Annotated in this window: 18 protein-coding genes; 14 read left to right on the plus strand and 4 right to left on the minus strand. The window is 73.5% G+C overall.

Annotation, left to right across the window (positions count from 1 at the left end):
• Positions 1-186 precede the first annotated feature (186 nt).
• Together AB0M95_RS15205 and AB0M95_RS15210 are read right to left on the minus strand one after the other, a co-directional pair.
• Positions 187-1,596 (minus strand): hypothetical protein, encoded by a 1,410-nt coding sequence (locus AB0M95_RS15205; protein ID WP_363764053.1) that lies wholly within the window; start codon positions 1,594-1,596, stop codon positions 187-189.
• Between the two features lie 264 nt (positions 1,597-1,860).
• On the minus strand, positions 1,861-3,603 hold the full coding sequence (locus AB0M95_RS15210) for a biotin carboxylase N-terminal domain-containing protein (RefSeq protein WP_363764056.1): 1,743 nt from the start codon (positions 3,601-3,603) through the stop codon (positions 1,861-1,863).
• A 267-nt stretch (positions 3,604-3,870) separates the two neighbouring features.
• Between AB0M95_RS15210 and AB0M95_RS15215 the strand changes: the two genes are divergently transcribed.
• Positions 3,871-4,143, plus strand: a complete 273-nt coding sequence (locus AB0M95_RS15215) for a WXG100 family type VII secretion target (RefSeq protein ID WP_358524830.1) — start codon at positions 3,871-3,873, stop codon at positions 4,141-4,143.
• Positions 4,144-4,217: 74 nt separating this feature from the next.
• The gene (locus tag AB0M95_RS15220) at positions 4,218-4,676 is read left to right on the plus strand and encodes a TadE family protein (RefSeq protein WP_363764059.1); all 459 of its coding nucleotides are present in this window, start codon (positions 4,218-4,220) and stop codon (positions 4,674-4,676) included.
• A gap of 10 nt (positions 4,677-4,686) precedes the next feature.
• Here the strand turns inward: AB0M95_RS15220 and AB0M95_RS15225 are convergent, their stop codons facing one another.
• Both AB0M95_RS15225 and AB0M95_RS15230 read right to left on the minus strand, forming a co-directional pair.
• Positions 4,687-9,378, minus strand: a complete 4,692-nt coding sequence (locus AB0M95_RS15225) for an FtsK/SpoIIIE domain-containing protein (protein ID WP_363764061.1) — start codon at positions 9,376-9,378, stop codon at positions 4,687-4,689.
• Positions 9,379-9,480: 102 nt separating this feature from the next.
• Positions 9,481-10,098, minus strand: coding sequence for a hypothetical protein (locus AB0M95_RS15230; protein WP_363764064.1), 618 nt, complete (start codon positions 10,096-10,098; stop codon positions 9,481-9,483).
• A 483-nt stretch (positions 10,099-10,581) separates the two neighbouring features.
• On the opposite strand from AB0M95_RS15230, the gene cutA reads away from it, so the two are divergent.
• From cutA to AB0M95_RS15290, 12 genes are all read left to right on the plus strand, one after another.
• Positions 10,582-10,926: a divalent-cation tolerance protein CutA gene (gene cutA / locus AB0M95_RS15235; RefSeq protein WP_363764067.1), complete on the plus strand. Its 345-nt coding sequence runs from the start codon at positions 10,582-10,584 to the stop codon at positions 10,924-10,926.
• A 407-nt stretch (positions 10,927-11,333) separates the two neighbouring features.
• Positions 11,334-12,035 carry a hypothetical protein gene (locus tag AB0M95_RS15240; RefSeq protein WP_363764070.1) on the plus strand — a complete coding sequence of 234 codons (702 nt, stop codon included), beginning with the start codon at positions 11,334-11,336 and terminating at the stop codon, positions 12,033-12,035.
• Position 12,036: 1 nt separating this feature from the next.
• A complete protein-coding gene (locus AB0M95_RS15245) occupies positions 12,037-12,849 on the plus strand; it encodes a hypothetical protein (protein ID WP_363764073.1) in 813 nt (270 codons plus the stop codon).
• 34 nt (positions 12,850-12,883) lie between these two features.
• Entirely contained in the window at positions 12,884-14,191 is a 1,308-nt protein-coding gene (locus AB0M95_RS15250; protein WP_363764075.1) for an ATPase, T2SS/T4P/T4SS family, read from the plus strand.
• On the plus strand, positions 14,188-15,099 hold the full coding sequence (locus AB0M95_RS15255; RefSeq protein WP_363764078.1) for a type II secretion system F family protein: 912 nt from the start codon (positions 14,188-14,190) through the stop codon (positions 15,097-15,099). Before AB0M95_RS15250 ends, AB0M95_RS15255 begins: the two co-directional genes overlap by 4 nt.
• Complete coding sequence (locus AB0M95_RS15260; RefSeq protein WP_363764081.1) at positions 15,092-16,018, plus strand: type II secretion system protein; 927 nt, start codon at positions 15,092-15,094, stop codon at positions 16,016-16,018. Before AB0M95_RS15255 ends, AB0M95_RS15260 begins: the two co-directional genes overlap by 8 nt.
• A complete protein-coding gene (locus AB0M95_RS15265) occupies positions 16,019-16,252 on the plus strand; it encodes a hypothetical protein (protein WP_358524805.1) in 234 nt (77 codons plus the stop codon). It begins immediately after the preceding gene.
• A gap of 110 nt (positions 16,253-16,362) precedes the next feature.
• Positions 16,363-16,728, plus strand: a complete 366-nt coding sequence (locus AB0M95_RS15270; protein WP_363764084.1) for a TadE family protein — start codon at positions 16,363-16,365, stop codon at positions 16,726-16,728.
• A complete protein-coding gene (locus AB0M95_RS15275) occupies positions 16,725-17,243 on the plus strand; it encodes a pilus assembly protein TadG-related protein (protein ID WP_363764087.1) in 519 nt (172 codons plus the stop codon). The genes AB0M95_RS15270 and AB0M95_RS15275 overlap by 4 nt, the downstream gene beginning before the upstream one ends.
• A 70-nt stretch (positions 17,244-17,313) precedes the next feature.
• Positions 17,314-20,304, plus strand: coding sequence for a bacterial transcriptional activator domain-containing protein (locus AB0M95_RS15280; protein ID WP_363764090.1), 2,991 nt, complete (start codon positions 17,314-17,316; stop codon positions 20,302-20,304).
• Positions 20,305-20,436: 132 nt separating this feature from the next.
• Positions 20,437-21,117, plus strand: coding sequence for a hypothetical protein (locus AB0M95_RS15285; protein WP_363764093.1), 681 nt, complete (start codon positions 20,437-20,439; stop codon positions 21,115-21,117).
• On the plus strand, positions 21,114-22,061 hold the full coding sequence (locus tag AB0M95_RS15290) for a hypothetical protein (protein WP_363764096.1): 948 nt from the start codon (positions 21,114-21,116) through the stop codon (positions 22,059-22,061). Before AB0M95_RS15285 ends, AB0M95_RS15290 begins: the two co-directional genes overlap by 4 nt.
• Positions 22,062-22,111 lie beyond the last annotated feature (50 nt).

The raw sequence follows: 22,111 nt of genomic DNA on the forward strand, positions 1-22,111 counted from the left end.
CGCTTTCGTGCTCCCCGCCTCACCGCGCCGTATGGACCCTGACGGGCCCCTGTGGGCGCCTGCGGACACGGAAGAGCCCCGGCGGGCGATGGCCGCCGGGGCTCCGTGAACGTGCGTGCTGAGACCGCTCAGCGTCGTGAGGTCATGCGCCGGCCGGTGCGGGCCGGGGCGGTGCCCCGGGGACCGTCACCAGTCGCCGCCACCACCGCCGAAGTCGCCGCCACCGAAGTCGCCGCCGCCCCAGTCGCCTCCGCCTCCGTCGCCTCCGCCCCAGTCGCCGCCACCGCCGAAGTCACCGACTCCGGAGTCGGCGCCCTGGGCGTAGCCCGCCTCGTACCCGGCGTGGTACCCGCCGCCGCCCCAGCCGAAGCCGCCGAGCGAGCTGCCGAGGACGGTGCCGATGAGCATGCCGGTCATCAGGTCGCCGCCGAAGCCGCCGTAGTAGCCGGAGGCGTAGGGCGCATAGGCCGGGCCCGCGTCGTAGTACGGGCGGCGCTCGCCGTCGATCATGACCTCGCGGGTCATCGGGTCGAAGCCCTGCTCGACGCGCCGCGCGTCGTCGGCGCAGGCCGGGACGTCACGGGGCGCGCCACCGGGCGGAGCCCAGCGGACGTCGCGGGCGGACGGGCCGTGCTGCGGGTTGAAGAAGCACGGCGCGCGCCGCTCGGGGATCGGCTGGCCGTTCACCCGCGCCTTGACGCAGGCCAGGGCGTAACGCCCCTCCTCGAGAATGCCGGTCACGCCGCGCAGGTCGTCCGCGCGCTTGACGGCGGCGAGCTCGGTCTTGGCCCGCTCGTAGGAGTCGAGGGCCTGGCGCCAGTCGTCCTGGTCGGACGCGCCGGCGCCCGCCACCTTGACGTCCAGGTCCAGCGCGGTGATCTCTTCGCCGAACTTGGTGACGTCCTCCTCGACGGTCTGCTTGACGGCGGCCAGCTCGCGGGCCTCACGCGCCTCGCGGTCGCGCCGCCTCTTGCGGGAGATCAGGAAGATGCCCAGGCCGCCGACCGCGGCGATCACCAGGATGCCGATCAGCACCCCCGCGCCACCGCCGCCCCCCGCGGAACTGCCCGTCTTCAGGGCCCCGCGGGTGTCGCCGCTGACGGCCTTGTCGACGCGGGCCACGAAGTCCTTCATGCCCGACACGACGTCCTTGTTGTTGGCGACGGCGGCCTCGGCGAGGTCGCCGGCCAGGCCGGTCCTGCGGATCGCGCTGGAGCCGGCGAACAGCGAGTTGCCGTCCAGGATCGCCACCGTGGCGCGGTTGCGGCCTTCCTGGGCGAGCGACTGGCCCAGGGCGGTGATCAATTGCCCGGCGGCGGATCCGCTGGTCACCGTGCCGTCCGCGAGGGCGGCCACGTAGATCTTGCTATCGGCGCCCTTGACCGCGTCACGGATCTCGGACAGCTGGTCCTTGCTCAGTGTGACGCCCGGGCCGGCGAACACAGGGTCGCCGGTCTTCCATGCGGCCACGATCGTGCTCGGATCGGGCGGTGGGGCCGCGGCCTGCGCCGAGGGCGCCAGCGCGAGCAGCGTGAAAAGGCCGACCAGGGCGGCCACGACTGTGGCCGCCGCGCGGCGCACCGAATGAGTGGTCACGGCTATATGCCTCCTTCGCCCTACAGGACGAACGGCGGGTCGACAAGGTTCCTCGATTGGCCACCGTATCCTGTGCCGATTGCCGCGCCTCCGGCACGGCGGTTCGGGACGCCCCTTTTGGCGGCGTTCGTCCGCCCTCACACGCGAGGGTGAGGGACGATCCCTCGCGCGTGAGGACTCCAGAACACCGCCGCGCCCCGAACTGTGCCTATCGCCGCGCCCCCGGCACGGCGATCGGAGCGCCCTTTTTAGGCCCGAACGGGATCAGGCGTCTTTGATTTCGCAGATCGCGGCGCCGGCCGTGACTGTCTGGCCGACCGTGGACACCAGCCCGGTGACTGTTCCGGACTTGTGGGCGGTGAGCGGCTGCTCCATCTTCATGGCCTCCAGCACCACGATGACGTCGCCGGCCTGGACGGCGTCGCCGTCGGAGGCCGCCACCTTGACGATGGTCCCCTGCATCGGGCTGACCAGCGCGTCCCCGCCCCAGGCCGCCGCGCCGCCCCTGCCGGCCGCGCGGCGGGCGGGCTTCTTGGTGGCCTGGCGCGTCGTGCTGGAGGCGGCGGGCAGCACGACCTCCAGGCGCTTGCCGCCGACCTCGACGATCACGCGCTCGCGTTCCTCGGGCTCCTCGGAGGAGGCGACGTCCCCGGCGTAGGGCTCGATCGCGCCGGTGAACTCGGTCTCGATCCAGCGGGTGTGCACGCCGAACGGCTCGCCGGTGAAGGCGGCGTCCTCGACGACGGCCCGGTGGAACGGGATGACCGTGGGCATGCCCTCGATGACGAACTCCGCCAGCGCGCGCCGCGAGCGGGCCAGGGCCTCGGCGCGGGTGCGGCCGGTGACGATCAGCTTGGCGACCAGCGAGTCGAAGGACTGCGGGACGGTCATGCCCGGCTCGTACCCGGCGTCCAGGCGCACGCCGGGGCCCGAGGGCACGTGCATGGTGGTCAGCGTGCCGGGGCTCGGCAGGAAGTTGCGGCCGGCGTCCTCGGCGTTGATGCGGAACTCGATCGAGTGCCCGCGGACCTCGGGGTCGTCGTAACCGATCGGCTCGCCGTCGGCGACGCGGAACATCTCGCGCACGAGGTCGATGCCGGTGACCTCCTCGCTGACCGGGTGCTCGACCTGGAGGCGGGTGTTGACCTCCAGGAACGAGATCGTGCCGTCCTGGCCGACCAGGAACTCGCACGTGCCCGCGCCGACGTAGCCGGCCTCTCTGAGGATGGCCTTGGAGGAGGAGTACAGCAGCTCCAGCTGCTCGGGGAAGAGGTAGGGCGCGGGGGCCTCCTCGACGAGCTTCTGGTGGCGCCGCTGGAGAGAGCAGTCGCGCGTGGACACCACGACGACGCCGCCGTGCTGGTCCGCCAGGCACTGCGTCTCGACGTGGCGCGGCCGGTCGAGGTAGCGCTCGACGAAGCACTCGCCGCGCCCGAACGCGGTCACCGCCTCACGCACCGCCGACTCGAACAGCTCGGGGATCTCCTCCAGGGTGCGGGCGACCTTCAGCCCGCGCCCGCCACCGCCGAAGGCCGCCTTGATCGCGATGGGCAGGCCGTGCTGGGAGGCGAACTCGACCACCTCGTCCACCCCGGAGACCGGGTCGGGGGTGCCGGCCACGAGCGGGGCGCCCACCCGCTGGGCGATGTGGCGCGCGGCCACCTTGTCGCCGAGGGCGGTGATCGCCGCGGGCGGCGGGCCGATCCACGTCAGGCCGGCGTCGATCACGGCCTGGGCGAACTCGGCGTTCTCGGCCAGGAAGCCGTACCCCGGGTGCACGGCGTCCGCGCCGGACTCGGCCGCGATCCGCAGGATCTTGCCGATGTCGAGATAGGTCTCGGCCGGGGTCCGCCCTCCGAGGGCGTACGCCTCGTCCGTCATGCGGACGTGCAGAGCGTCGAGGTCTTGCTCGGCGTACACCGCCACGCTGAGAAGCCCGGCGTCCTTGCATGCCCGGGCGACCCGTACCGCTATCTCGCCACGATTGGCGATCAGGACCTTCTCCACCGAGGTCGTCCCTTTCCTTTTCCTCCCAAGGGGTCTGATCCTCCCAAGGGCCTTGCGCGCCTTCCACGGAGTGTAAGCGGCCTCTGATCTCACGAGAGCCCCTACCCCCGCCCCGGGAAATGAGGCCCCTGGGGCCTATAACTGGGGCCCATAAGCGGGTTGAACGCGATATCCAGTCGCTATAAGCAGTGCATCCTAGGGGCTGGACGTCTAAGGTAGGGGCGTTTGGCTACCCCCTGTGTGCATACGATCCCCAAGGAGACCGGCATGAGCCAGAGCTTGCTCGGCGGCGACCCCGCGGAAATGCAGAACATGGCCGCTCAGTTCACGCAGCAGGCCGAGCAGGTGCGTCAGACGATGGCGACGCTCGACCGCGAGGCGGCGAAGGTCGGCACGGCATGGACGGGCCCGGGAGCGGTGCGGTTCGGCGGCGCCTGGCAGAACTACCGCCAGGCGTTCCAGCGGATGTCGGAGGAGCTCGCCGAGGCTTCCCGGCTGATCAACACCTACCGCGGCAACATCGAGTCCGCGACGCGATAGCGCAGCACGTGAGACGCGGGGGCTCAGGGACGGCGGACCGGCCGTCCCGTACGGACCGCGCTCGGGCCCGGCGGGTGGCTTTCCCCCGCCGGGCCGTCGCATTTCGGGGGCGGGACGCGCAGGCGCGCGACCGCGGCGCGTCGGTGATCGAGCTGGCGCTGATCATGCCGGTCGTGCTCGTGGTCATCCTGCTGATCGTCCAGTTCGCCCTGGTCTTCCACGGCCGGCAGGTCGCGGACGCGGCGGCGCGCGAGGGCGCGCGGATCGCCAGGTCCGCCGGGACCGGGTCCGAGGGCTGGCAGGGGGCCGCCGAGGCGAAGGCGCGCGGCATCGTGCGCGACGTCGGGCCGAAGATGCTCCAGTCGGTGACCGTCCAGGCCTGGCAGAAGGGCGACCAGCGCGGGGTGACGGTCGAGGGGAACGCCGTCGCGGCCGTCCCCCTGCTCCCGGGCATGTCCTTCACGATCACCTCGACGTTCGGCGGGCCCGTCGAATGCTTCCGCCCCGACGACGGCCGCGGCGGCTGCCAGTAGCCGTCCGGGCTCAGCTCGTGAGAGCGCCCTGCATCGGCGTGGCGGCGCCCGAGACGACCAGCAGGCCGCGCCCCGGAGGGCCGCCGACCGCGCCGCGCGGCAGCCGCACGTTGAACAGGTCGCCGTCCGCCGGGCTCTGCACGGCCAGCAGCAGCCCGGTGCGCGACTTGCGCGCCTCGGCCACGAACCCGCGGTACGCCGTCGCCAGGTCGCCGGTCGTGCCCGCGATCAGCAGCCCGTGCTCGCCGTCGCGCCCGCTGCGCAGCGTGGCCTCCAGCGCCATCCCGAGCGGCGAGTCGGGGGAGACGAGCTCGGCGTCGTCCACCAGTACGACGTACCGGTCGTGCCCGGCCAGCGCGCCGGGCAGGTCGTCGCCTTCGCCGGTCAGGACGCCGAGCACGCCGTCCTGGCCGGACAGCTCGCGCAGCGGGCTGCGGCGCGGGGCCACCACGGCGACCGGCGTGTCCTGGCCGATCAGCCAGCGCGCGGCCGTCAGCAGCGCCGAGGACCGCCCGGACCTGGACGGCCCCGCGACCACCGCCGCCGGGCCCTGCGCGCTCAGGTCGACGCCGAGCGGGGCCAGCGAGTCCCCGCCCGCGCCGAGCAGCGCCCACAGCGGCGAGGGCGGCTTGAACCCGGGGGCGAGGTCGAGGGCCTGGGCGGCGGTGATCCGCATCGGCAGCGCGTCCACGCGCAGCAGGGACGCCGGTGCGGGGTGCCGCTCGGCGGAGGCGCGGGCGAGCGCCTGCAGGACCGCCACCTGGGCCGGCCCCGCCGGGTCTTCGTCCAGCAGCGCGATCTGGTTCTCCACGAGCCCTTGGTCTCCCATGGACAGCGCGCGGCCGGGCGGCATGACGGACGGCAGGCTGCGCGGCGGCAGGCCCGCCAGCCCGTAGTCGGCGGGGTCGGCCAGCCGCATGATCAGCCGGTCGTCGAACAGCGTGGAGATCTGGCCGAGCAGCCCGGACCTGTCCGCGGTGACCACCGCGCGCAGCCCGACGGCGGGGCCCTCGCGCAGCAGTTGCATCAGCGCGTCCAGCAGCCGCCCGTAGTCGTAGCCCTCGAAGGCGGCGGCGAAGCCCTCCCAGCGGTCCAGCATGAGCACGAGCCACGGCATCCGCAGCGCGTCGCCCTGCCCAGCGGTGGGCCCAGCGGTGGGCCCAGCGGTCTGCCCGGCGGTGGGCCCGGCCGCCTGCCTGGCCTCGGCCAGGGACGCGAACCCGGCCTCGGCGAGCACCTGCTGCCTGCGGCCGATCTCGGCGCGCAGGCGGGTGAGCAGCCGTTCGACGCGGTCGAGCTGGTCGCGGGTGACCACCGCGCCGCAGTGGGGGAGCGTCACGAGCGGCAGCAGCGCGCCGGAGCCGCAGTCGATGGCGTGCACGTGGACGTCCTCGGGCGAGGCCAGCCGCGCGATCGAGCCCGCCAGCGTGCGCAGGGCGGTCGACCTGCCGGTGCGCGCGGTGCCGGCGATCAGCAGGTGGCCGTCGCGCGGCAGGTCCAGGGCGAGCGGGCGGCGGTCCTGCGCCCACGGCAGGTCGGTGACGCCGAACGGCAGCGGCGGCACCTCCCCGGCCCTGGTCAGGGCCCGTGCCGGCCGGGTGGGCGTCTCCCGCGCCTCCTCCAGCAGCGTCAGGTCCGGCAGCGGCGGCAGCCACGGGCTGGGCTGCTCGGGGACGCCCGCGATCCTTGCCGCGTCCACCAGGGCGTCGACCAGGACGGCCAGGTCGGACGTGGGCCCCGACACCGAGACGCCCCCCGTGGACTCCGGGACGGCGCGCAGCGGGTGCCCGAGGTCGCGCCAGCCGACCTCCACGACCCGCGGCCCCTGGGCGCGGCGCGCGGCCTCCGGCGTACGGCCGCCGATCCTGGCCGTCTGGACGGGCTGCGCCGGTCCCGCGCCCGAGCGCACGTAACAGCGGCCGGGCGTGGACTTGGAGATGTGCGCGGCCTCGGGTCCGCTGATGACGTCGGCCGACTCGGCGGGCTCGGTGACCCGCAGCGCGATGCGCAGCGAGGTGTTGGCCTGGATGTCGGCGGTGACGACGCCGGCCGGCCGCTGCGTGGCGAGCACCAGGTGGATGCCCAGGGACCGGCCGCGCCGGGCGATGTCGACGAGCCCGTCCACGAAGTCGGGCAGTTCGGACACCATCGCGGCGAACTCGTCGATGATCAGCAGCAGGCGCGGCAGGGACGGGCGGGAGCCGGTGAGCTCCTGGTAGTCGTCGATGTCCTTGGCCCCGTGGGCGAGCAGCAGGCGCTCCCTGCGGCGGATCTCGGCGGCCAGGGAGGACAGCGCGCGCTGGGTGAGGTGCTCGTCCAGGTCGCTCACCATGCCGACGGTGTGCGGCAGGCGCACGCACTCCTTGAACGCGGCCCCGCCCTTGTAGTCGATGAGCACGAACGTCATCTCGTCCGGCCGGTTGGCCACGGCGAGCGAGCAGATGAGCGTCTGGAGCAGCTCGGACTTGCCCGCGCCCGTGGTGCCCGCGACCAGCGCGTGCGGGCCGTCCGTCCGCAGGTCCACGCTGAACGGCCCGTCGGCGCCCACTCCGATCGGCACCGTGGTCGTACGACCGCCCGCGCGCCAGCGGGACGCGATCGCGCGGCCGCTCGGGGCGGGCAGGGCCAGCAGGTCGAGCAGGCGCACCGAGCCGGGCAGCGCGGCCGTCGCGTCGTCCCTGCTCACGTCCCGCAGCGGGGCCAGGGAGCGCGCGAGGCGGTCGCACCAGGCGGCGGACACCTGGTCGGCGAGGATCTCCCCGATCGCGTCCAGGCCTCCGCCGCGCAGCCGGACGAAGCCGCTCTCGCCGCAGTCGACGACGGTGGCGCACTCCTCCGGCAGCAGCCGCTGGTCCTCGTCCACGGCGATCGTGTAGACGCCCGCGCGCGGGCCCTGCCGGAGCACCTGCGGCATTCCGGGCAGGCCGCGCAGCACCTGGGCGCCGTCCAGGATCACCAGCACGTCGTACGGGCGGTCGTCGTAGGACGCGAACAGCGGCTCCTCGCCGGCCTGGAACGAGCGTCCCCAGGACTTGAGCGCGCCGCCGAGGGCGCCCTGCGGGTCGTCGTCGCCGAGGCGCGCGCCGATCAGGGAGGCGAGCTCCGCGACGCGCTGGGCGGCGGCTTCGGGGTCCGCGCCGACCAGCGCCAGGGCGTCGGTCTCGCGGGGGGCGCAGTGCGGCAGCCAGCGGGCCCAGTTCCACTGCGCCGCGCCGTCGGCGTTGGCCGACAGGACGACCACCGACAGGTCGCGGGGGCTGTGCAGCGTGGCGGCGGCCCCGACCAGCGACCGGGCGACGCCGAGGGCGACCTCCCGCGGGCCGGTCACGCCCACGACGCCGAGCCGCCGCATGGCCAGCGAGACGGGCACCGCGCCGGAGGTCGGCGGCTCGGGCATCGCCAGGTCGGCGGACGCGCCGCGCTCGGGCACGAAGTCGATCTCGGCGGGCAGGTCGGCGAGGCCGACGCGCAGGCGCAGGGCATCCGGGTCGTGGCTCCTGCGCTCCCACAGGCGCCGGCGTGGGCCGGTGGCGGTGAGCAGCAGATCGGCAGGGTCGGGGGAGGCTGCGCGGCGTTCGAGCTCGTTGACGGCCCTGGCCTTCTCGACCGCGGCCTCGAACGCGGCCTGGCGTTCCTTGTACGCCTTGAGCTCCTGGCGGTACTTCCTGCGGCCGTGCCGCCGGTCGCTGATCCACTGGCCGATCATGATCATCGGGGTCATGAGGGCGATCAGCAGGTAGAACCACATCTGGAACACCGCGGCCAGCGCGAAGCCCAGCACGGCGGGCAGGCACGCGGCCAGAAGCTGGAGGCGCACGCCCTCACCCCGGGTGGGCTCCGCGGGCACCTCGAACCGCCTGCGCCGCTCGGCCGGGCGCAGGCGCGGCGGGCGGTTGTAGGCCAGGCCGCCCTCGGGCAGGGCGTCCAGGTGCGCGTCGGGCGGCTCGGTGGCCCGCAGCACGAGCACGGAGTTCCCGCAGGTCAGCGGGGTGCCGTCCGGCCACGCGCGGGGCACGCCCACCGGCTCCCCGCCGACGTGGGCGGTGCTGTGGGTGGCGCCGCGCGTCATGGCGCCGATGATGTCGCCGCCGATGACGTCGAAGGAGGCCGCCTCCAGGCCGGGGGCGTCGCGGCGTGCCCGCCCGCGTCTCTTCCGCGGGGGCCTGGCCGCCTCCTTGCCCGGGGGCGCGGCGGAGCGCAGCAGCACCTCGTCCGGGGTGACCCGCACCTCGACCGCCTCGGCGGGCATGTCGGGATCGGCCACCGGCACCGCGCAGCCCGGATCGGAGCCGATGACGTGCACGCCGAGGCCCAGTCGGTGCACCGACCCGGCGGCGGGCCCTCCAGCGACCCTGATCTCGATCACGCCGCCCGGCTCGGTCAGCAGCGTCGACCCGGCGGCGCGCTGGTCGAGCGTGACCAGGTCGCCGTCGCGCAGCGCGGCGACCACCGCCGCGTCGGGGTCGAGCCGCCTGCCGTCCACCCACAGCGACGGCGCCTCCTTGGAGGCGCGCGGGCGCGGCGCCTGCCCTCCCATGCCGTACGGCGCGCGTGCGCGCGGCAGGCGTACGACGTTGCCGAGGGTCTCGGCCGGCGCGCCCTTCAGCGCGGCGGCGAGCCCCGCGACCGTGGTCTCCTCGTCGCCCTCGGCCACCACGTCGCGATGGCCGTGATCTGAGACCACGGTAAGCATGATCCGCATGCGGCGTCTCCTCCGGGTACCGGCTCCCGCGCTTCAACGTAGCGACGGGAGTCCGCCCGGTCCGGAGGTTTACGCCAACCAGACCCGCGGGTGCCCGTTCTCCTACTTCTCCACTTTCTTGCCATCTGGGTGGATGAGGTACCACTTGCCCCCGAAATCGGTCTTGCCCTGGCCGTTGAAGTCTCCGGCCGCCTTGTCGCCGCTGTAGTAGTACAGCGGGTGCTTGTCGTAGGTGACCTGCTTGTCGCCCTGCGGGAGCGTGGTGGTGCCGAGCAGGCTCTCCTTGACCCCGTCGCCCGCCCGCGGCTTCTCACGGGTGACCATCGGCGGCCAGGCGGTGGCGCAGGCGCCGGTGCAGCTGGGCGTGCCGCCGGTGTCCTTTTCGAACACGTAGAGCGCCCTGCCGTGCTCGCCCACCAGGACCTTGCCGTACTTGGAGTCGGCGACCTTGACCTTGGCGTGCTCGGGCGTGGGCATGGGGCTCATCGACTCGGTGCCGGTGGGCGACGCCCCGGGCGAGGAGGTGCCCGTCGGCGAGGCCGTGGGAGAGGCTCCCGGGTAGCCGGGGTAGCCGGTCTCCGTGCCGGTCGGGGACGGGGACTCCGTGGCGTTCGCCGCCGCGTTGCTGTAATGGGTCGTGGGCGTGGCGGAATTGCCGCATGCGCCCACCAGCAGGACGGTTGTGGCCAGCCCGACGCCGGACGTCAGGATTCTGTTCATGACCCCCTCCTTCTCACGTGCTCCGCACCTGCGTGCCGAGACGGACATATGCACCTGTCGAGGGGGGACGTAGCTATCGTTCCCGCCATAACGGGTTTCAGCACATCCGTCTGGTTTCGACTGGTCTCGTACTCAAAGACCGATACGAAAAGACCGCTAGCCTGGGTGGTTACCCGGCGTTGTGGGGGCGTGCCGGCTCCGGGGCGCCCTCATCGGCGCGAACGTGGAGAGCGCCGGGAACGCAGGTCCCGTTCACCTGGAGGTCGGATGCCGCCCCTCGTCCACAGCCATGTGGAAATCGTCGCTCGCCTGTGGATAACTCTGTGTGCGGCGGAGAGCTGGGCGGGATAAACCGGATATCTATCTATATTTCAGGCAGGACTAGTCACATAACTAGCCTGCGGGGCTGTGGACGAAGATGTGGACAACGCTGTGCACATCCGGCCGGCAAAGTGTCCGGCCGGTTAACGCGAAGGGGCGCTCATGCCGGAATACGTGCAGGTCCAGGTCGCGGTGGACGACCGCGCCACGGCGGCCGCGCTCGCGCGGTCGGCGGTCGAGGCCAGGCTCGCCGCCTGCGCCCAGATCGTCGGCCCGATGACCAGCGTCTACCGCTGGAAAGGCGAGATCGAGGCGGCTGAGGAGTTCCTGTTGCTCGTCAAGACGACGCGCGAGCGCTCCGGCGAACTCACTGAGCACATTCGGCGGGGGCATCCGTACGAGACCCCGGAGATCATCGCGCTTCCCATCGAGGGCGGGCTCGGCGCGTACCTCCGGTGGATCGGCGAGGAAACGGCGCCCGTCCCCGCGGAACCCCGGGAACCGTAGGAAGAGGTCCCGTCCCGAGAACGGTTAGGATGCGGGTTCGCGGGGAACAGGCACCAGGCGCGATAGTGTCGCCTGCTGCGAGCGTTACGGCCGATACAAAGGGGAATATAGGCGCAAATTTCGACGCGATCGGTGTCACGGGAGCGCTGAGACCATTGACCCTCCCATTGACACGCCAATCCATAGTGGATGAGCATGGGTCCGGTTTCTAACCCTGAGCTTGGTGCAAGCTGCACGCGATGGTACGAGAATTTCGGGCCATAACCGAAGATCCCCGTCATAACATATCCGTGACCATGCCGTTCCGCCCCGTGGTCATGCGGTTCGTCTCGATCGGCCCAGAGTTGATCGATATCAGCGCATGGTGCGGGCGTCGGCCCGGTCCCTGATTCGGGAGCCCCCCACCCATGAGGATCAGCGAGAAACCCGACCGCGACAGCCGTGCGCACGTCAACGCGGAGCGCCCGGGGTCGCCGGGCGCGCTGTCGGGCCCCGCGTCCCGCAAGCTCCCCGTGCCGCCCCGCGAGCGCAAGCCCGCCCTCGCGGCCCTCGCCCTGCTGCTCGTCCTCGGCGGCGCCCTCGCCACCACCCTGCTCGTCGTGCGCAGCGGCGACCGCGTCACGGCCATCCGCATCACCCAGCAGATCGGCCCGGGCCAGCCGATCATCCCCGCGGCGATGGAAGAGGTCCAGATCGCCGACACCGGCATCGCCTACGTCGACTACCGCCACCGCGACGAGGTCGCCGCCACCTTCGCCCGCGTCACCCTGCTGCCGGGCACCCTGCTCACCGAGGCGATGGTCAGCAGGGACAGCGAGCAGAGCGGCCCCGGCAAGGTCACCCTCGGCCTCGCGCTCAAGCCCGGCCAGATGCCGATCGGCCTCCAGCGCGGCGACCACGTCCAGGTGCTGTACGTCCCCGGCTCGGGCAGGGGCACCACGCAGGGCAAGGTGCTCGCCCCGAGCGCGCTCGTCGAGAGCGTGGGCTCCAGCGAGACCAGCAGCACGGGCCTGGTGTCGATCATCGTCGACTCCTCGGTCTCGCCCACCGTCGCCATGTACGCCTCCAGCGGCGAGATCGCCCTGGGCAAGCTCGCGGGCACGGGCTGAGGTGGCGCTCATCGCCCTCGCCGCCGACAAGGGAGCCCCCGGCGTGACGACCGCCGCCACCGCCCTCGGCGCGGTCTGGCCCCGGCCGGTGCTCCTCGCCGAGTGCGACCCCTCCGGAGGTGACCTCGTCTACCGCCTGCCCGGCATGGACGGCGCCGTCCTCAACCCGTCCCGGGGCCTGCTGAGCCTGGGCGCGACGGCCCGGCGCGGCCTTCGCCCCGAGCAGATCCACGAGCACACCCAGAAGCTCGTCGGCGGCCTCGACGTCCTCACCGGGCTCACCAACGGCGAGCAGGCCGCCGGGCTGACCTGGCTGTGGGGGCCGCTCGGCCGGGCGCTCGCCGCGCTGCCGCAGGCCGACGTCCTCGCCGACCTCGGCAGGCTCGGCGCCCACCCGCAGATGAACGAGCTGATGGCCGAGGCCGAGCTGACGCTGCTGTTCACCAGGCCGAGCCTCGACCACGTGGCACACCTGCGCGAGCGGCTCATGCTGATCACCGGGCAGGTCGGCGTGGTCGTGATCGCCGAGCCCCGGTCCTACCGCGCGTCGATCGACGAGGTGCGGCGCATCGTCGCCGCGACCAGCAAGGAGGTCGCGTTCGTGGGAGGCCTCGCGTACGACCCCAAGGGCGCCGAGCTGCTGCGCGGCCAGTGGGGCGGCCGCCTGGACCGCTCCCTGCTGATCCGCACGGCCCGCGAGCTGGCCGGACGCCTGGCCGCCCGCGTCGCCCCCGGCCGTACGCCGGCCCCCGGCCGCACGCCGCCTCCGTCCGGCGACGTGCCGCGCCCGCGGACGGGAGGGCTGTCGAGATGACCGCGACCGCATCGACGGGGGAGGAGGCGAGCGGGTGAGCATCGACCACACGCTGGTGAAGCGGTTCCGGCAGGAGGTCGGCGACCGGCTCGCGCACCAGCGCCGCGTGGACCAGGCGAGCGGCCTCGCGCCCATGTCGGGCGAGGACGAGCGCCAGTTCGCGCGGGCGCTGATCTCCCAGGTGCTGGAGGAGCACGCCCGCAACGAGATCGGCTCGGGCCGCACCCCGCCCACCGCCGAGGAGGAAGAGGCCCTCGCGGCGGGCATCCACGCCGCGCTGTTCGGCGTCGGCAGGCTCCAGCCTCTGCTGGACGACCCCGAGGTCGAGAACATCGACGTCAACGGCTGTGACCGCGTGTTCGTCGGGTACGCCGACGGCCAGGAGCTCATGCACGACCCGGTGGCCGACTCCGACGAGGAGCTGATCGAGCTCATCCAGATCCTCGCCGCCTACAGCGGCCTGTCCAGCCGGGCCTTCGACACCGCCAACCCGCAGCTCGACCTGCGCCTGCCCGACGGCTCACGCCTCTCGGCGGTCATGGACGTCACGGTGCGCCCCGCCGTGTCCATCCGCCGGGCGCGCCTCGGCAAGGTCTTCCTCAGCGACCTGGTCGGCAACGGCACGCTCACCCCCGAGCTCGGCCGCTTCCTGTCGGCCGCCGTGGCCGCCAGGAAGAACATCATGATCGCCGGCTCCACCAACGCCGGGAAGACCACGCTGCTGCGGGCCCTCGCCAACGAGATCCCGCCGCACGAGCGGCTGATCACCGTCGAGCGCGCCCTGGAACTGGGCCTGGACCAGTTCCCCGAGCTCCACCCCAACGTGGTCGCCTTCGAGCACCGCCTGCCCAACTCCGAGGGCCAGGGCGAGATCACCATGGCCGAGCTCGTCCGCCGCTCGCTGCGCATGAACCCCAGCCGCGTGATCGTCGGCGAGGTCCTCGGCGACGAGATCGTCACGATGCTGAACGCGATGACCCAGGGCAACGACGGCTCGCTGTCGACCATCCACGCGAACTCCTCGATGGAGGTGTTCAACCGCATCGCGACCTACGCCCTGCAGGCCGAGGAGCGGCTGCCCATCGAGGCCACCCACATGCTGATCGCGGGCGCCATCGACTTCGTCGTGTTCATCGAGAAGCGCAACGACTACCACCAGGGCGGCCGCCTGCGCCGGTACGTCGCCAGCGTCCGCGAGGTCGCGGGCGTCGACGGGCGGGTGCTCTCCTCGGAGGTCTTCGCCCCAGGCCCGGACGGCCACGCCGTGCCGCTCGCGCCGATCGCCTGCCTGAACGACCTCATCGACCACGGCTACGACCCGACCATGGGGGGCTGGTCGTGATCCCGCTGCCCGTAGGGCTGTTCGACTGGCTGGCGCTGCTGGCCGGGGCCGCCGTCGGCGGGGGCCTGTTCCTGCTCGGCCTCGCCCTGTACGGCGTCCGTCCCCGGCCCGCCACCCCCGACCGCGGCGCGCGCCGCCGCGAGCTCGTGCGCAGGCTCTCCACCCGCTCGGCGGTCGCCACCATCACCGGCGGCCTGGTGCTCGTCGTCACCCGGTGGCCGGTCATGGCGGCGGGCGCGGTGCTGCTCGTCCTCGCCTGGCGGGGCCTCACCGGCGGCGCGGCCGAGGAACGCTCGGCCATGAGCCGCCTCGAAGGGCTCGCGGCCTGGACCGAATCGCTCAGGGACACCATCGCCGGGGCCGCGGGCCTGGAACAGGCGATCCCGTCCTCGATCAGGGCGGCGGCGCCGACCCTGCGTCCCCACCTGCGCTCGATGGTCGACCGCCTGCACACCCGCATGCCCCTGGCCGACGCGCTGCGCCTGTTCGCCGACGAGCTGGACGACCCGTCCGCCGACCTGGTGATCGCCGCGCTGATCCTCAACGCCAAGCTGCGCGGCCCCGGCCTTCGTGAGGTGCTCGGCGCGCTCGCCGTCTCGGCCCGCGAGGAGCTGGACATGCGCCGCCGCGTCGAGGCCGAGCGCAGGTCGACGCGCCGCAGCGTCCAGATCGTGGTCGGCACGGCGATCGCCTTCGCCGGGCTGCTCGTGGTCTTCAACCGCTCCTACGTCGAGGAGTACAACACGCTGCTCGGGCAGGCCGTGCTGGTCGTCGTGGCCGCGCTGTTCGGCGCGGGGTTCGCCTGGATGCGGCGGCTCGCCCGCTTCGACAAGCCGGCCCGGCTGCTCGGCCCGGCCACGAGCGCCCCCGTGGAACGCGAGCCGGTGCCGGGAGGTGCCCGTGGTTGAGAACATCCTGGCGGGCGCGGCGGTGGGCCTCGGCCTGTTCCTGCTGTTCCGGGCCCTGTTCCCGCCCCGCCCCGGCCTGGTGGCCCGCCTGCTCGCGCTGGACTCGGTGCGCGAGGGCGACGACGCGTTCCGGCTCCAGCTCATCAGCCCGGACGAGAACGTCAGCGCGTTCCGGCGCGGCCTCGGCGTGCGGCTCGCGCAGTTCTACGCCGCCCGCGGCTGGGAGGTCCGCTCCGTCCGCGCCGACCTGACGCTGCTCGGCCGCTCCTTCGAGGGGTACCTCGCCACCAAGGTGCTGCTCGCGGTCGCCGGGCTGCTGTCCTTCCCGGTCCTGGTGGGCTGGCTGGCGCTGATCGGCTGGTCGATCTCGCTCCAGGTGCCGCTGTGGGCCGCCCTGGTGGTCGCCGTGGTGTTCTTCTTCCTGCCCGACCTGCAGATACGCCGGGACGCCGCCGTGCGCAGGCGCGACTTCCGGCACGCCGTCGGCGCCTTCCTCGACCTGGTGTCGATGAACCTCGCCGGAGGCAGGGGCGTACCCGAGGCGCTGCTGATGGCGGTCTCGGTCGGCGACGGCGGCGGCACGTCCAACTGGGCGATGGCCCGCATCCGCGAGGCGCTCGGCAACGCCAGGATCGTCGGCATCACCCCCTGGCAGGCGCTCGGCCAGCTCGGCGACGAGATCAACGTCGACGAGCTGCGCGACCTGTCGGCTGCGCTCGGGCTGGTGGCCGACGACGGCGCCAAGGTCCGGACCTCGCTCACCGCCCGCGCGGCGACCATGCGGCGGCGCGAACTCGCCGAGGTCGAGGGGCAGGCCGGCGAGCGGTCCCAGTCCATGCTGGTCGCCCAGCTCCTGCTCTGCGCGGGATTCGTGGTGTTTCTCAGTTTTCCGGCAGCGATGAAGATGTTGGGGGCATAGATGCTCACTCCACCGTGGCTCGAATACCTGGTCGCCGTGCTGCACGTGCGGGTCGACCGGGCCAGGAACGCCCCCTCGCGCGGAGCCTCCGCCGTCGAGTGGGTGATCATCACGGCGATCATCGCGGGCGTGGCCCTCGGGCTCGCCACGTTGATCAAGACTCTGGTCACCCAGAAGCAGAACGAGATCCAGAGCAACTTCGGCGGGGGCGGCGGTACCGGCGGAAAGCCGTGACCGTACGCGTCCGCCGGGATCGCGCCTCACCGGTCGCCTGTGTCTCACACGTCGCTCGGGTCTCATGGGTCCGCCGGTATCGCCCGACGGGTCCGGACGACCGGGGCTCGATGGCGGTCGAGGCCGTCATGCTCGCCCCCGTCTTCCTGCTCTTCCTGATGTTCCTCGTCGGCGCGGGCCGCGTCGTGGAGGCGCAGGGCGAGGTCAACGGCGCCGCCAGGGACGCCGCGCGCGCCGCCTCGGTGCAGCGCACGATGAGCGCGGCGTCGGGGGCGGCGGCCGAGGCGGCGAAGGCGGCGCTCGGCGGCCAGTGCCGTCCGGACGTGAGCCTGGGGGGCAGCGACTGGAACGAGGGCGGCACCGTCCGCGCGACGGTGATCTGCGAGCTGCGCCTGGACTTCCTCGGGTTCGGCGCGATCAAGCAGGTGAAGGGCACGTCCGTCGTGCCGCTGGAGCTGTTCCGGAGGGTCGGATGAGACCCCTCCGGGGCGACCACGGCTCGGTGCCGGTGTCCGCCGGCTGTGGCTCGGTGCCGGCCTCCGCCGACTGTCGCTCGATATCGGCCTCCGCCGACGGCGGCTCGATGTCGGTGTTCACCGTGCTGTTCTCGGTGGTGGTCTTCATGCTGGCCGGGCTGCTGGTGGACGGCGGGGCCGCGATCAACGCGCGGCTGCGCGCGTCCGACATCGCCGAGCAGGCGGCACGGGCGGCGGCCGACCAGATCGACGTCGAGAACCTGCGCGCGACCGGCACCGTCCGCCTGCTCGGGGACGAGGGCGCGGTGTGCGGCAAGGCCCGCCAGATCGTGGCCGCCCACGGCGATTCCGGCGTCCGGCTCACACGCTGCCAGACGGGCGCGGGGCAGGCGCAGGTCGACGTCGCGGTGAGCGTCCGCTGGAACGCGATCTTCCTGTCGGCGTTCGGCTTCCCCGGGTCGGAGATGTCCGGCGTCGCCATCGCGGGCCCCGACCCCGGCGACCAGCCGCCGTGACCGCGCCGTCCGTCACGGGCGGACGCCGCGTAAGAGGCTCGAAGGACCGGGGGACGAGGGAGGAAGAGGGATGAGCGCGTCACGCACGCCCCCGTCGCGTACGCCGTCCAGGGGGATCACTCCGGCGCCGGTCGCGCGCATCCGGCCGCGCCGCACGCCCGGCGACGTGATCGTCGGCATCGGGGCGCTCATCGTCCTGGCCGCGCTCATGGGCGGCGTCCCCTACGCCCTCCTGCGCTACGCCGGCCCACCGCTGCCCCCCGAGCTGCTGAGCGGCGACCTGCTCACCCGCCAGATCGGCACCGGCACGGCCATCGCCATCTTGATCCTGCTCGTCTGGCTGACCTGGTTCCAGCTCGTGATCTGCGTGATCGTCGAGGTGTACGCCGGGATCCGCAGGATCGGCATGCCCGCCCGCGTCCCCTTCTCCGGCGGGCCGCAGGCGCTGGCCAACCGGCTGGTCTCGGCCGCGCTCATGCTCTTCACGGTGTCCGCCGCCGCCGTCCCGCTCACCGCCTTCTCGTCCGCGCCCCCTCCGGCGAGGCCGACGGTGGTCGCGTCCGCCCTGCACAGCCCGGCGAGCACGGACGCATCGACGGCCACCACCCTCGACTCCCTGGAAGCGGTGCGCCAGGTCAAGAAGGTGTACGTCGTCCAGCCGCCGCACGGGCGTCACCACGAGAGCCTGTGGGAGATCGCCGACAAATGCCTCGGCGACGGGCGCCGCTATCCGGAGATCTACCGGCTCAACCAGCACAAGACCCAGCCGGACGGCACCCGCCTGCAGATGGCCGACCTGATCAGGCCCGGCTGGGTGCTCGACATGCCGGACGACGCGCGGGGCGTCCACGTCGTGCCGGTGGACGAGACCCGCGAGGCCACGCTCAAACGCCACGCCGGCGAGCCGGTCGAGGCCGACGGCCGCACGCAGTTCGTCGTCCAGGACGCCGGGAGCCGTCAGGCGGGCGGCACGGACGTCTCACGCGACCGCCTGGGCACGGTGGACCGGCAGTCCGGCGCCGAGGAGGGGACGGCCGAGGCCGGCCGGGACGCCGGGCAGGAAACGAAGAAGATCTCCACCCCGCCCTCCCCGCTGCCGGGCCACGTCTACCACCTGCCCCCGCAGAAGGGGACGGGCGCGACGGCGGTCCCGTCCATCAAGAACGCCACCGCCAAGCCCGAGCAGATCGAGCGGCCTCAGAAGCCCGAGACCCAGGACACCGGCGGCGGTCTGGACCTCATCGACTACCTGGCCGGGGGGTCGCTGGCGGCGGCCGGCCTGCTCGCCGCGCTCGGGCGCCGCCGCCGCGAGCAGCTCTGGAACCGCGCGTTCGGCCGCCGCATCGCCCGTCCGCGCGGGGACGCCGCCGGGGCCGAGGTCGCGCTGCGCCTGGGCTCGGACGCGCCCGGCAGCCGCATGCTGGACAACGGCCTGCGCCTGCTCGGCAAGCTGCTGGCCGAGCAAGGCCGCGTCCCGCCGACCGTCTACGCCGTCCACCTGTCCGCCCGGGGCCTCGACCTGTGGGTCCACCCGCCGGAGCCGGACGCGCCCGAGCCCTGGGAGGCGCACGACGGCGGCCGTACCTGGCGGCTGCTCGCCCACGAGGGGCGCGGCATCGACGAGCACGCCCTGGCCGACGCCCCCGCCCCGTACCCGGGCCTGGTGTCGCTGGGGGTGACCGACTCGGGCCGCGTGCTGGTCGACCTGGAGGCCGCGCACGGCGTCATCGCCGTCACCGGGCACCGCGTCCGCGACGCGCTGGCCGCGCTGGCCGTCGAGCTGGTCACCAACCGCTGGTCGGACCGGATGCGCGTCACGCTCGTCGGCTTCGGCCGCGACCTGTCCATGATCGCCCCGGAGCGGGTGCGCGTCGTGGGCACCCTCGCCGAGGCGCTGCCCGAGTTGGAGGCCCAGGCCGAGGAGGTCGCCGCGTCGGGCGACGGCGTGCTGACCGGCCGGGTCCACGCGCGGGCCGCCGACCCCTCGTGGCCGCCCCATTTCCTGCTGTCCGTGATCGCGCCCGACCCCGACGAGGCCGGCCGCCTGGCCCGCCTCGGCCGCGTGGGCACGCGCATGGCCGCCGGGTACGTCGTCGCGGGCGACGTCCCGCACCCCACGTGGACGTGGGAGATCACCGACGACGGCAAGGCGAAGGTCGACGCGCTCGGCGTCACGGTCGCCGCCCAGTTGCTGCCCCGGCGGCACTACGACGCGGTGATCGAGCTGTTCCGCACGGCCGAGCGCCGCGAGGGCGAGCCGGTGCGCGAGGAGGAGGTGCCGCAGGAGTTCACGACCTCCCCCTCGATCAACGTGCGCATCCTCGGGCCCGTCGAGATCGGCCCGCTGCCGCCGCTGGAGGAGGGCAGGGCCGAGCTGGCGTCCGAGTTGGTGGTGTACCTGGCCACGCACCCGGCCGGCGTCCACCCGGTCGTCCTCGGCGGAATCCTGTGGCCGCGCGGCGTGCAGTCCGTCGTCCGCGACGCCACGATCGCCCGCGTCGCCGACTGGCTGGGCACCGACAGCGAGGGCAGACCCAACCTCAGGACCGACGACACCGGACGGCTCCGGCTCGGGCCCGAGGTGCGGTCCGACTGGCAGCTCTTCCGCGAGCTGGTCCGCCGCTCCCACAACGACCCGGGCGCACGGGCCGTGCTGCTGGAACGGGCGCTGGGCCTGGTCCGCGGGCCGTTGCTCAACAGCAGGCCGCGGGGACGGTACGCGTGGCTGGCGGCCGACGAGCTGGAGTACGAGGTGGCCGCGAGCGTGGCGGACGCCGCGCACCGGCTGTGCGAGGTGCGGCTGGCGCACGGCGACCCCGACGCCGCCGTGGCCGCCGTCCGCGCAGGGCTGCTGCTCGCGGCCGACGACGAAGGGCTGTGGCGCGACCTGCTGAGGTCCGCGCACGCCACCGGGGACCCGCTCAAGCTGCGCGCGGTCGTGGACGGGCTGCACCGCAGGGCCGCCTCGCATCCCTACGGCGGCGGGATGGCTCCGGAGACGGAGGCGCTCATCGACGAGCTCCTGCCGTCCTGGCGGCTGCATTCGATGCCGAGCGCGTGAGCCATGTGGGAGCGAACGGTGCGGGAAAGGGTGAAGGTGGCGGTGCTCGTGGGACGCGATGATTCCGGCGAGTCATGCCGATACCCGCAAAACGGTGGTTGGGGCGGGCGGGGCACGGTTAGCGTCGCGGGTATGCGGATGCGGGTCGCCCTCGCCGTCGCGCTGCTCGCCACGGGCTGCGCGGCCGGCGCGGAGCGTCCGTTCACTCCCGGCGGTTCGTCCGGCGCCACCCCCGCGCCGGGAGCCACCTCGGACGTCTCATCGGGAGCGGGTGTCGTCACGCCCGGAGCCCCGAAGGCCCTGTCCACCGCGGGCGCCGAGACGGTCGACGTCGCCCCCGGCCTGTCGGTGTCGATCGAGTGGCCCGCCGGACTGGACTCCGCGCGGCAGGCCATGGTCAGATCCTTCACCGACGGCTACGTCGGCGCGTGGCGGGCCGTCACCACCGGCGGCGAGGACAAGTCCTACCTCGACGGCGTCGAGGACGAGGCCGCCCGCGACGCCTACACCTGGGTGCGCGGCTTCCTGAACCGCGGCGAGTCCGCCACCGGGACCGCCAAGTTGTACGCCCTGCGGGTCGCCTCGGTCGTCGGCCGGGGCGCGGAGGTCGACGCGTGCGTCGACGAGTCCGGCCTCCAGGTCACCGGCACCGACGGGCGGCCCGTCACCACCCAGCCGTCCTGGACCCGGCCGCCCGCCGCGATCTACCTCCAGGTCGCCGCCCTGCGCAGGGGCGACGACGGAGCCTGGCGCACCAGGGCCTTCATGCACGCCGCCTACCCCCATCAGCGCGCTAAGGAGTGCCGCCGATGAGAACACTGATCGCCATGGCGCTCGCCGCCGCGCTGAGCCCTTTCATCCAGGCCGCCGCGTACGGGGACGACGGAGGGCCGAAGGGCACGGGATTCCAGGACGGCCGGACCAGCGGCGTCGTCCTCCAGCACTCCAAGATCGTCGTGAGCGGTGACGGCCTCGGCGGCAAGGGCGACGGCTACCGGGTGAAACGTCCCTGCTGGTACGAGCCCGGCGACGACGCCGACGCGATGCTGAAGAAGCAGCAGGACGTCGACGTCTACTGGCGCCACGTCAACCCGAACGCCAGCGAGCAGGACCACAAGAAGCACATGGAGCAGTTCGCGGACAAGGTGGGCCAGGACGGCCGGTGGTGGACGCCCGCCTTCAACGCGGCCGACCCCGACGGGCTCGCGTGCTGGTCCGGGCTGCAGGGCGCCGTGTGGGTGCCCGCGGGCGGCACGCCGCCGGGCGGGATCACCCTGGAGGAGCTGTACCAGATCGCGCGCGCCGCGCTGACCGTCCCCGAGCCCAAGATCCAGCTCAACCCGAACGTCAAGAGCTACGTCAACCTGCCCACCTGGGTGTGGCTGACCGGCATCGGCGCCCCCACCCGCTCGGTGACCGCGGAACTGCCCGGCATCATGTCCGCCACCGTCACCGCGAACCTGAGCAGGGTGAACATCGACCCCGGCACGACCTCCGACCGCGCCGAGGTCAAGGAGGACTGCGGCCCCACCGGCCACCCGTACGTCAAGGGCGGGGCCTTCTCCTGCGGCGTCCGCTACCTCCGCGCCTCCGCCGACCAGCCCCGCAGGACGTACACCCTGCAGGTCACCACCGTCTGGACGGTGACCGCCGCCGTGGCCGGCTTCGCCTACGCCCCCGTCCAAGTGGCAGCCGCCAGGGACGTCCCGGTCGGCGAGGTCCAGAGCATCGTCCGCGACACTCCCCGCAACTCCTGATCGGACTCCTTGCCGGGCCCGCCGAGGCGCGCGGGCGGCTCTGCCCGGCG

It is taken from the genome of Sphaerisporangium sp. NPDC051017 (assembly GCF_040683095.1).
GTDB lineage: Bacteria > Actinomycetota > Actinomycetes > Streptosporangiales > Streptosporangiaceae > Sphaerisporangium.